An 8,530-nucleotide genomic window follows, 5' to 3' on the forward strand; every position below is an offset into this window, starting at 1 on the left:
TCAAGCGAGCAGTTTGCCTATCGCTTCACCGGCTTCATCCGGCACCCGGCGCACCTCGCAGGCTACGCCCAATGCCGCCAGCCCACGAAAGGCGGCAATATCATCGTCATCTACCGAGACCGTCTTGTGGATTTGCCGTTTCCCTGCGGCGAAGTGCATATTGCCGACGTTGACAAAGGTGATGGGCACCCCGCCCTGTACCAGCTTCAATACGTCCTGCGGCGTTTTGCACACCAGAAAAATCTTTTGCCGATCCGCCGCCTTATGGATCACGTCGATGGTTTTTTGCAGAGTGAAATACCGAGTCTGCACGCCTTCAGCCACCACCATGTCCATCAGGTTTTGCTGTACCGGATCGGCGGCGGCATCATCATTAGCCACCAGCACCAGATTGGCACCCAGCGTATTGGTCCAGGTCACCCCGACCTGACCATGCACCAGGCGGTTATCGATACGGGTCATCAGAATATTGGGCATATCAGCGCACCTCCGGGTAACAGGCTGAGTGGTAGCCGTCGAGCACCTGGGTAATTTTGTGGATCACCCAATCTTGCGGATCCTGGCTCAGCTCACCGGCATTCAAGGCCCGCGCCTGATCGGGTAAATACTGGCTGAGTAAGGCCAGCGGGATTGGGTTACGCCGTAGGTTGTCCATCAGTGCATCCACGGCATTCTGGACCTGTGGCTGCGGCCAGTAATAGCGCACGCGATCGCTCAGGCTGTAATGCCGATCCAGATACTGTTGATGCGGGCTGCCGTGATAATAGCGGCTCCACTGCTGCGGCTGTTCGCGCATCACCTGTTCAAGCGTGGCGCACAGCTGGGCCGAACGATGCTCCCCCAACCATTCACGTTCGATACGATCGAGGGCAAACAGCGCCTCACGCAGCGCAAAGGTGAGCGCCGGGCCAACTTTCAGAATGGCGAAATGGTCGCGCACCAGCTGTGAATAAGCCTTCTGTGCCTGGTAATCGGTCGAATGGGCCTCATACAGCAGCCCCGGTTGGCGTTCGATAAAGCGGCTCAACGCCTGCGCCGCCTGCGGTTGGTAATGCTCGACGCTATGATGATCGAACTCGACGCCGGGCTGCACCACCAGGGCGATGACTCGTGACCAGGCGCTGCCCAGCTCTGCCTGCTGCCAGGCATGACGGTGCGCCTCTAACGTGACAGAGACAGCCTGTGGCGTAGTCACCTGGATACCTTGCAGCGTTTCCTGCGCGCCGCCCGGTACCGGTACTTCGGTTCCGATCACATATACCGGAGCTTCACCACCCGCTTGCTGCCAGGCCCGTTCTGCTACCGCACACAGGCGTGCCGCACGCTGTGCCACCACGTCATCTCCCAACGGGGTGGGATCGTCAGCGCAGGACATGGAGCAATCGAGGTGGATCTTGCGAAATCCGGCGCGCACATAGTCGTCAATCAGGGTTTCTGATAGTGCCATCGCCTCTTGTGCCGGGCGATCTTGCCAGGCGTTGGGGCCAAGATGATCGCCCCCCAGCCAAATAGCGCTCCTCGACAACCCGATGTCATCCGCCATCTGCCACAGCACATCACGAAACTGTGTGGCGGTCTGGCCGGTGTAGCCGCCAAACTGGTTAACCTGGTTTGACGTTGCCTCGATCAATACCGGTGTGCCGCGTGCCTTTGCCTGCCGCAAGGCGGCCTGCAATACCCAAGGATGCGCGGAGCAAACGGAAAATATCCCCACAGGCTGGCCGGCCTTGTGCTGTGCTACCAGTTGTAACCACTGCTGCATGAATCCCCCATGATGGCACCCTACTCGCGATCGGCTATCACCACATCTACGCCTAAATCGCTGAGCGCCTGCTGATAATCTTGTGGAAGACGGCTATCTGTGATCAGCCGATGAATTTGCCCGACCTCGCGGATCATGCAAAAGCTCTTGCGACCAAACTTGCTGGCATCTGCTACCGCGATAATGTCGCGCGCCACCTCGCACATCACACGATTGAGGTGTGCCTCACCGGGGTGAGGCGTAGTGATCCCCGCAACCAGGTCGAAACCGTCAACGCCCAGAAATAGTTTGTCGAAGCGGTACTGGCGCAATTGCTGCTCGGCAGCCGGGCCATAGAGCGAGTAGGAGTTCTGCCGGACGCTTCCCCCCAACACCATCACCTCCACCCCGTCGTAACCTGAAAGCTCATAGGCAATGTTCAGCGCATTGGTCATCACCACCAGATCGCGGCGCGGTTTCAACCAGGGTACGATCTGGGCCGTGGTGGAACCGGAGTCCAGGATCAGCGCATCGCCGTCCTGCACATAGCTTGCCGCTCGGCAGGCAATCTGCGATTTCACATCACGGTTCAAACGTCCTTTGTCGTGTAACGGACGGTCGAAAGCAAACTGCTGGTTGAGCATGGCCCCACCATAAGCTCGCAGCGCACAGCCTTTGCGTTCCAGAAAGCGCAGATCGTTGCGGATCGTCACCGTGGAAACGGCAAACTGTTTACTGAGCTGTTCCACCCGCACGCTACCGTGCTCGCAGAGCAGATCGATGATGTGTTCACGTCGTTTAGCGGTGTTCACTGGCATGAGCAATAGGTCCTCAGGTTTCCGGTTTGAGCCGGGAGATGATGGCTTTCGCTTCTACTGCCGCGGTATTACAACAAAGCGAAAGTAATGAAATTGTGATCGGGGTTACAGGGCAGTTTTAGCAGCAAATGGGGGTAAAACGCTTTCAGATCGAAATGAAATGAAACTTTTTTCTCGGCGGGCGCGAGAAAAGTGAAACCTGGCGCAGGCCGATAGGGCGGCAGGTTAAGAGTATGTGAAAAACGGCACAATGAAAGCGGCGTTGGCAGGCAGGAGTGAAAAGGCTTTTCTTTCCTTAGGTGATCAATATCACAAAACCGTTAATTGGTTCAGTTAAGCCAACCGACGCCCAGGTGTGTCACCAGACCGACAATCACTAAAATCACGATCACGGCAACGGTGTAAAGCACAATGCGGCGGGGGCTGTAGAAAGAAGACATAGCGATTCCTCATAATAAGTTTACTACCGTTACTATCCGTTATGATGGGCATGGCTGCCAGCACTAGTTGGCCTGGTTTTGATCAGGGTCACCCGACGAGTGCCGATCGCGTTTTCCTTAACCTCTTGTCAGAGCGGCCAATCTTTCCTAGACTGGCACACAAATACTGGTAGTCCTGTCAGTACGTAAGCGTTAACGTCAATCAACGCATCTCGTCATGCAGTAATGATTGGCTGCATGCCTGATGTGAGGATCTCATGCCCCAGCCCGAACCATCCGCTAATTGTGTTGTTAAACGTAGTCGTTTGACGCGTTTCTTATTGCTGACCGGCATCATGCTGGTGGCCGCAAACCTGCGTGCCCCTTTAACCAGCGTAGGCCCGTTACTGGAACAGATCCAGCGCCAACTGATGCTTTCTGCCACCGCCGCCGGGTTACTCAACTCCCTGCCGCTGATCCTGTTTGCGGTGTTATCGCCATTAACTCCCGCGCTGGCCAAGCGTATCGGGATCGAACGCACTCTTGGGCTGGCGCTGATGCTGTTGGTCGCCGGGATCGTGCTGCGCTCGCAAGCGTGGAATGGCATGCTGTGGTTGGGGACGGTGTTGATCGGCGCTGCCATCGCCTTTGCCAACGTGGTATTGCCAACGCTGGTAAAACGCGATTTTCCTCACCGGGCAGCGGTGATGATCAGTACCTATGCAGCCGTAATGTCACTGGTGGCCGCTATCGCCTCAGGGATGGCGGTGCCGTTAGCGGCATTCAACGATAACGGCTGGCGTTTTTCGTTGCTGTGCTGGAGCCTACCGGCGTTTATCGCACTAGCGATCTGGCTACCCCAACTGAAGCGCAAGCCCACCCCGGTAACCCGAACCGGCACACCAGTGGCCGCAGAGACCTTTCGCTCCCCCTGGAGCAGCGCTCTGGGCTGGCAGGTGGCCTTGTTCATGGGGCTGCAATCCATCACCTTCTACACTATTATCGGTTGGTTCAGCGCCTTTGCCGCCAGCCACGGTACCTCACCGCAGCAGGCAGGGTTCGAGCTGTTTGTTTATCAGATCGTGGCGATCGCTGCTAACTTCGTCATGGTGTTTGCACTGCCACGCGCACGCGACCAACGGGGGATCGCACTAGTCAGTTCGCTATTGATCTTTATTGGCGTCGGCGGATTGCTATTACTGCCTGCCCACTCTCTTATCTGGCTGATATTTGCCGGACTGGGAGCGGGAAGTTCGTTGGTGCTGGCGCTGTCATTCTTTGGTCTGCGCAGCCAGCACCATCATCAGGCGACGGTGCTTTCCGGGATGGCGCAATCCATCGGTTATCTGCTGGCCGCGCTGGGCCCGACCTTGTTTGGCCTGGTGCATGATTTGACGCAAGGCTGGACGGTGCCGTTGGCGATCTTGCTAGGGTTAACGCTGCTGCAGATGCTGTTCGGCATCTTAGCCGGGCGTCGCAAGATTATCGGCTGAGCCGGGCACAACATGATCTTCCGGCAGCCAAAGATCTTCGATAAAGCGCTGTTGCCGCTCATTGAGTTGCCAAGATGGCGGATATCTCAGCGTTTCCGCTCGTTGGGCTTCTGTGGTGGGAATGAGTGATTGACTGTCCATCGGCGCGTTCCTGCCCCCTAACTACCCTGCTTCCAAATGAAAACTGTACCATGAGCGCAATGCCATGTACCGCTTTCCCCTAGACACAGAGTAAATCATTGGCGGCGATTTTGATTATCGATATAAACAATCACTCAACTAGCCTAAACCTATGAGGCGACAGATATTCTCAACCGACTCGCTATGTCGGGGCGAACATGTGCGCCCCGACAAGCTCAGCAATTCAATCAAGCTGGCTAACGGAGTCCCGGCTCGCCTCATCGCGCTCATCCCCAATCAGTTCGCTCAGATGCCCATCTCGCATTTGCAGCAGGCGATCTGCATGCTCAAAGTAATGGTCGTCATGGCTGATGGCAAACACGGTTTTTCCCATTTCGCGCAATTGAGGCAGTAACTCACGGTAGAAAGTACGGCGGAACTGGGGATCCTGATCCGCCGCCCATTCATCCAACAGTAAGATATCCCGCTTTTCAGCCACCGCCAGCAACAGGGCCAGGCGCTTGCGCTGCCCTTGTGAAAGTTGCGGATTGGTGATGCGTGTACCGTCAAACTCTAATTTGCTTTTCATTTTCAGGCGCTGCAACCAGGTTTCCACCAGTTCGGCGTCCGGTTGTTCCCCTTGCGGCCCCAAAAGGTGGTGAAACTGGTGGAAATCCGTGAAGATGGCAGAGAATAGGCGACGATAATCTTCACGATCGGCAACCGTAATTGGTTGGCCATCCAGCAGGATTTGCCCATTAACAGGCACATACAGCCCAGTTAGCAGCATGGCTAGCGTCGATTTACCACTACCGTTGCCGCCAATCAGGAACACCAGCTCGCCCCGCCGTAACGTCAAATTGATTGGCCCAACCGCAAATCCAGCTTGCTGTTCACCCGCCGCATAGTGGAATGCCACGTCGCGCAGCTCCAGCGTTTGCCACGCGCGAGCCTGTATAGGCGGAAATGCCGGATCATAGTCCGCCAGTTTGAGCGCCTTCACCTTATTGAAGGCCACTTCGGCCGCGATCAGCGTCGGGAATGCTCCCACCGCCTGCAATAAGGGAGTACGCAGGAACAGTAAGGTCAGGGAATAGGTCGCCGCCACCGTGGTGTTCGCCCAGCCCAAGCTGTTTGCCATATAGAACACTAGGCCGATAGCGCCCAGCATCATGATATTCGACCAGTTCACAGCACTAAGGTGGAAGGTATCTGCACGGATAATATGGTAACGGTAGTCACTGGCATCAGGCTGGTAAGCCTGCTGGAACAGCATTTTTGCCCGATCACGGTTCAGAGCCAGTTCTTTGCGCCCGTCGATCGCCGCTTGATAATGCAGATAGAGGCGCTCTTCCGCTTCGCGCACGCTGCTCAGGTGGCTATAAACCCGCGAGACCAGATACCAACTCCCCAGAATAGTTACCGTCACCCATATCGCGGTCACGCCCAGCATGGCAGGCGACAGCCAGCCCAGATAGGCAGCCGATCCCAGGGTCAGGATCACCCCCTGAACCAACTCCGGTAGGCGGACGAAAGCAATGGTGATATTGCGGATATCGCTCGACAGGCTAGCCAGCAGTGAGGCACTGCCCAACTGCTCCAACCGTTCAATATGGGTATCCAATATGCGCTTCACCAGTTGACTACGCAGCCGGTAAACAAAATAGTGCCCCAAAGTGGTCAACGCCAACTGAGAGCCGAGCGTTACCGCCATCAACAGGGCCAACAGGCCAAGAAACTGCGGCAACACCACTAGCGGATTGCCCGCCGCGCCCATCAGTTGCACGTTAATAAATGCAATGATGCCAATCCCCAACGCCGCACTGACCATGGTTAACACCATTACCGCCAGAAACGGCCAGCGATACTGCTGGAACACCACCCGTAACAACTCCATGAGAAACCCTATTCAGAAATCATGCACTGGCGGGCATTGTAGTGGGCGAATGCGTGATATCAATAACAATTCTCATTTTGTTTGGTGACTAGATGCAGGCCCTGGCCTGGCAATGCTAAATAGTGCATGCAGAACGCAGTGAACCTCTTCTACGATCTCGAATCACGCTTTCATTCGGCTAACTTGCATACTCAGGCTTAAGTGGCTCAGTATCAAACTACCGTTATTTAGGTCAAGCCTGGAGTTCGAGAATAAAGTAACGGCATGACATACATTGTTAAAAATATCATTTACACAATAATAAAAGTCCCAAAAATAGGGGTAAATCAAAGAATATTAAAGCCGTTATAGATAAACAGCCAACCAGTCAGATTGGGTAAGTCATCTCAAAGCATACGGTCTTTAAACCCATTAGCCATGGTTTTTTGTGATCAGGTGAGTTATTTTTCTTCAATAAATAACTGTCCGCCCCCCTTAAACCCTAGCAATAAGATAATACTGTAGGATTATTCCCGCAACAACCCTGCTATTTTGTTTGCTGACAATGGTATTCAATGTTTAAATGAATGAATCACCAATCATATTTGCTTTATGTAACTTAGGGATAAGAGAATGAAAAAACGCAAATATCTCAGTCATATTGAAATTGAGAGAATGATCTCCGCCATCCCGGACGGCACCAATGGTTGCCGTGATCGCTGTATGCTGTTGATGTGCTTTATTCATGGATTACGCGTCAGCGAACTACGGGGACTACGGCTGGAAGATATTGACCTGGCCACCAACCGTTTACACGTATCCCGCCTAAAGAACGGTTTTTCTGTCCAGCACCCTATACAAATCCGTGAGCGAATCGCGCTGGGCCACTGGCTTGCAAAACGCCCAGGCTACCTGGAACCTGACAGCCCATGGCTGTTTCTTTCTCGCCACGGCGGGCAGATTTCACGCCAACAACTTTACCGCTTAATAAAGTCCTACGGCGAATTAGCAGGCATCGACGTACAGGTGCACCCCCATATGCTGCGCCACTCTTGCGGCTATGCTCTGGCTGATAGAGGGATCGACACCAGACTAATTCAAGATTACCTGGGCCATCGCAACATTCAAAACACCGTTATTTATACTGCCAGCAATGTTGAACGGTTTCGGGTAATACATATTTAAACCCAGACAGGCCACTGATTCAAACTGGCACCATATTTTTTACTTCACAGGCGTGGCGGGCTGTGCAACAGCCAGTATTCTTACGTTATATATCATAGACGATTTTGGTGGGATGCCTTTATCACCGAAAACCAAGCTTGGCGGCATGACCATCGTGATACTACCGTAATTTGCAGCTTCGAGATCGCCATTTTGAATATCGGTGGATAGCAGTTCAGTAACGGGGTGATCGGAGTACCGTTCCGCCAAGCTCAGCGGTTTGCCCCGTCATGCCTGATGACAGCACAACGGGGCAACAAGCGATTCCCTGCCATCAATCACATGCAAAACTGCTGGCTAATGTTTTTTCTCAGTGAGAACAGCTCACTGTCGTTTTTAACCTGTAGTTTGCGCATGGCATTACATTTGTGCGCACTGATGGTCTTGATGCTGCGGTGTTGCAGTTCAGCAATTTCCCGCAGGCTCATCCCGTTGAACAGGGACGTCAGCACATCATTTTCACAACGGGTCAGATGGTGCAGGCTTGAAACATCATCAGGATCGCTACGCGCCAGATAAGACCCGATCAACGGGCTCAATACGCGCTCACCGTTAAATACCCGGCTAAAGAACTCCCCGACCAGCGGCAGCTCATCCCCACGGGATACCACGCTGATATTGGCTACATCAAGCAGCTTGCACAGGTCTTCCCCTGTCTGACTGCGGGTGTAAACAATGATCCGTAACTCAGGCTGTTGTGCACACAAATTAAGCAGAACTTCACGACCCTGCACGATGCTTTCATTCTGGCCATTGAGTTCAGTGATGAGAATATCGACGGGTTGGTACAGCAACCTTTCGGCAACCGCAGCCATGCTGGTTTCCTGCGCGATAATCTC

At 54.0% G+C, this 8,530-nt stretch carries 8 protein-coding genes; 2 read left to right on the forward strand and 6 right to left on the reverse strand.

Annotated elements, in window-relative coordinates:
* The 3 genes from agaV to agaR are packed head-to-tail and all read right to left on the reverse strand — an operon-like array spanning position 1 to position 2,559.
* On the reverse strand, positions 1 to 477 hold the full coding sequence (agaV, locus tag KAJ71_RS19335) for a PTS N-acetylgalactosamine transporter subunit IIB (RefSeq protein ID WP_248947164.1): 477 nt from the start codon (positions 475 to 477) through the stop codon (positions 1 to 3).
* A 1-nt stretch (position 478) separates the two neighbouring features.
* On the reverse strand, positions 479 to 1,762 hold the full coding sequence (locus KAJ71_RS19340) for a D-tagatose-bisphosphate aldolase, class II, non-catalytic subunit (RefSeq protein WP_248947165.1): 1,284 nt from the start codon (positions 1,760 to 1,762) through the stop codon (positions 479 to 481).
* Between the two features lie 20 nt (positions 1,763 to 1,782).
* Positions 1,783 to 2,559, reverse strand: a complete 777-nt coding sequence (agaR, locus tag KAJ71_RS19345) for a transcriptional repressor AgaR (protein ID WP_248947166.1) — start codon at positions 2,557 to 2,559, stop codon at positions 1,783 to 1,785.
* A gap of 697 nt (positions 2,560 to 3,256) precedes the next feature.
* Here agaR and KAJ71_RS19350 point away from each other — a divergent pair.
* Positions 3,257 to 4,471, forward strand: coding sequence for a CynX/NimT family MFS transporter (locus KAJ71_RS19350; RefSeq protein ID WP_248947167.1), 1,215 nt, complete (start codon positions 3,257 to 3,259; stop codon positions 4,469 to 4,471).
* Here the strand turns inward: KAJ71_RS19350 and KAJ71_RS19355 are convergent.
* Positions 4,442 to 4,612: a YciX family protein gene (locus KAJ71_RS19355; RefSeq protein WP_248947168.1), complete on the reverse strand. Its 171-nt coding sequence runs from the start codon at positions 4,610 to 4,612 to the stop codon at positions 4,442 to 4,444. The genes KAJ71_RS19350 and KAJ71_RS19355 overlap by 30 nt on opposite strands.
* Before the next feature lie 223 nt (positions 4,613 to 4,835).
* Positions 4,836 to 6,488, reverse strand: coding sequence for a multidrug ABC transporter permease/ATP-binding protein (locus tag KAJ71_RS19360; protein WP_248947169.1), 1,653 nt, complete (start codon positions 6,486 to 6,488; stop codon positions 4,836 to 4,838).
* Between the two features lie 612 nt (positions 6,489 to 7,100).
* Between KAJ71_RS19360 and KAJ71_RS19365 the strand changes: the two genes are divergently transcribed.
* Positions 7,101 to 7,652, forward strand: coding sequence for a tyrosine-type DNA invertase (locus tag KAJ71_RS19365; protein WP_248947170.1), 552 nt, complete (start codon positions 7,101 to 7,103; stop codon positions 7,650 to 7,652).
* A gap of 317 nt (positions 7,653 to 7,969) precedes the next feature.
* Here KAJ71_RS19365 and KAJ71_RS19370 read toward each other — a convergent pair.
* On the reverse strand, positions 7,970 to 8,530 hold a 561-nt coding region (locus KAJ71_RS19370), incomplete at its 5' end, for a response regulator transcription factor (protein ID WP_248947171.1).

The sequence above is a fragment of the Serratia silvae genome, from assembly GCF_023282985.1.
GTDB classification, from domain to species: domain Bacteria; phylum Pseudomonadota; class Gammaproteobacteria; order Enterobacterales; family Enterobacteriaceae; genus Chania; species Chania silvae.

Bases quoted from the DNA above. Each gene is read 5' to 3' on its own strand.
- agaV (WP_248947164.1), bottom strand. From the start codon at position 477: ATGCCCAATATTCTGATGACCCGTATCGATAACCGCCTGGTGCATGGT.
- KAJ71_RS19340 (WP_248947165.1), bottom strand. From the start codon at position 1,762: ATGCAGCAGTGGTTACAACTGGTAGCACAGCACAAGGCCGGCCAGCCT.
- agaR (WP_248947166.1), bottom strand. From the start codon at position 2,559: ATGCCAGTGAACACCGCTAAACGACGTGAACACATCATCGATCTGCTC.
- KAJ71_RS19350 (WP_248947167.1), top strand. From the start codon at position 3,257: ATGCCCCAGCCCGAACCATCCGCTAATTGTGTTGTTAAACGTAGTCGT.
- KAJ71_RS19355 (WP_248947168.1), bottom strand. From the start codon at position 4,612: ATGGACAGTCAATCACTCATTCCCACCACAGAAGCCCAACGAGCGGAA.
- KAJ71_RS19360 (WP_248947169.1), bottom strand. From the start codon at position 6,488: ATGGAGTTGTTACGGGTGGTGTTCCAGCAGTATCGCTGGCCGTTTCTG.
- KAJ71_RS19365 (WP_248947170.1), top strand. From the start codon at position 7,101: ATGAAAAAACGCAAATATCTCAGTCATATTGAAATTGAGAGAATGATC.